This is a genomic window from Kitasatospora arboriphila, from assembly GCF_039528095.1.
Classification (GTDB): Bacteria; Actinomycetota; Actinomycetes; order Streptomycetales; family Streptomycetaceae; genus Kitasatospora; species Kitasatospora arboriphila.
In genome coordinates, this window is record NZ_BAAALD010000243.1 from 1 (window position 1) to 813 (window position 813).

At 52.3% G+C, this 813-nt stretch carries 1 pseudogene; it reads left to right on the forward strand.

Annotated features, from left to right (window positions below):
• Positions 1–813: pseudogene (citA, locus tag ABD353_RS39730) on the forward strand (citrate sensor histidine kinase CitA); the annotation flags it as partial.

Genomic DNA, 813 nt, shown 5'->3' on the forward strand with positions numbered 1-813 from the left:
AATCGGTGTTCGAAGGGCTTATCGCCATCGACTCCGATTATAAAATCACTGCGATTAATCAGACTGCGCGTCGCCTGCTCAATTTGAGTCAGCCGGAACCGACGCTTATCGGCAAACGGATCAGCAGCGTTATCTCTCAGGAGGTCTTCTTCTACGATGCGCCACAGACCAATAAAAAAGACGAGATCGTTACCTACAATCAGATCAAAGTGATCGCCAGCCGGATGGCGGTGATCTTAAACAATGAGCCACAGGGCTGGGTGATCAGCTTTCGCAGCAAAGACGATATCAACACCCTTAGCCTGCAGCTTAGCCAGGTACAACAATATGCCGATAACCTGCGCGCCGTACAGCATGAGCATCGCAATCTGATCTCCACTATCGCCGGTCTGCTGTTTCTTAAACGCTATAACCAAGCGCTGGAACTGATCCAACAGCAGTCGGAAAGCCACCAGAAGGTGATCGATTTTATTGCACGCAATTTCCAGGACACCCACCTGGCCGGGCTGTTGATCGGCAAATATTACCGGGCCAAAGAGCTTGGACTTGAGCTGATTTTCGATCCGGCCTGCTTCGTTGATAGATTACCTACCGCCCTTTCGCACAACGAATGGATCTCGATCGTGGGGAATCTACTTGATAACGCCTACAATGCCAGCCTGCGTCAACCGCAGGGTTCAAAACAGATCGAATGCCTGATCAACAGTGATGGCCAGGAGGTGATCATTGAGATCGCCGACCAGGGATGCGGCATTGACGAGGCGCTGCGCGATCGGATCTTCGAGCGCGGCGTCACCAGCAGCGCCAGCAAAG